This is a genomic window from Mesorhizobium sp., assembly GCF_005063415.1.
Lineage (GTDB): Bacteria > Pseudomonadota > Alphaproteobacteria > Rhizobiales > Rhizobiaceae > Mesorhizobium.
Genome location: NZ_SUEG01000345.1, coordinates 1 through 1,072, shown reverse-complemented (window position 1 = coordinate 1,072; position 1,072 = coordinate 1). Strand labels below are relative to the sequence as shown.

The 1,072-nt window shown below is 57.3% G+C and carries 1 protein-coding gene; it reads left to right on the top strand.

All coding sequences use genetic code 11. The features are described 5' to 3' along the window. Positions 1-581, top strand: a 581-nt coding sequence (locus E5W70_RS32505) for a chromate transporter (protein WP_292665462.1), incomplete at its 5' end; no start/stop codon positions are given. Between the last annotated feature and the right edge of the window lie 491 nt (positions 582-1,072).

Below are 1,072 nucleotides of genomic sequence, written 5' to 3'. Positions count from 1 at the left end.
TGGTCGCACAAGCCGAAGGCTGCGGGATGAACGGCGAAACTCTTTGGAAGATCGCCTCGCTTTTCGGGATACTGTCGATGCTTTCAATCGGCGGCGGCAATACCGTCCTTCCCGAAATGTCGCGCCAGGCGGTCGGCTACGGGTGGCTGGATGGTAAACAATTCGCGGATCTCTTTGCCATTTCCCAAGCGGCCCCCGGGCCAAGCGTCCTGATCGTGAGCTTGATCGGCTACAAGGCGGGCGGCGAAGGGTTGGGAGGCCTAATTGGTGCGTTGATCGCAACGATCGCGATGATTCTGCCGGCCGGATTGCTTGTGTATGTGACGGCACGGTTTTGGAATTCCGCGAAGGACACAAGATGGCGTCACGCCGTCGAAAAGGGCTTTGCACCGTTGACCGTTGGCCTTGTGCTCGCGAGCGGTGTCATCGTCGCCCGGTCCGCTGATCATGGCTACCTTGAATGGGCGCTGACAGCGTTGGCGACAGTCGTGTTCATCTGCACGAAGATCAACCCCCTCGTCGTCGTCGGTATCGCCGGTTTTCTTGGATGGTTGGGATGGCTTGGTCCTGCGCCAATATAAAGCACCTTCGATTTGGGTTGGGTGAAAAATCCGAATGGAGGCGAGCGTGACGAGACTGAAACAAGCTGAAATATAAAACGGCGCCGGTAAAATTGTTACGCATCTCAACAGGCTCCCATTCTACGGCGATGAAAAAAATATTTCTATCGGAGCTTCGAGCATTTTAACGCCAGCGTTAGCCTGCGGGCGTGAGGTGATTTAATGACTACGCCCTTGAGGAGGTTCACCCCCTTTTTGATATCGATCCGCAAAATCGGGCGGCTCTGCGGAACATGTTGGACGGATGTACTCTGCGGATCATCGGCAATGTCTGGCCGGCTCTTTGCCGCCGCCCGTTTGCCGCTAAACACCCTCAGCGGGGTCGGCGGCAATGTCCGCTTCCGGCCGTGGCTGAGCATACTTCAACGGCCGACATGAGGGCGCGCAGCGGTCGTTCGTGAGGCATGGCGGGAATGACTGGACCGGGTCATGGTCGTGAATTGGTCCGGAGC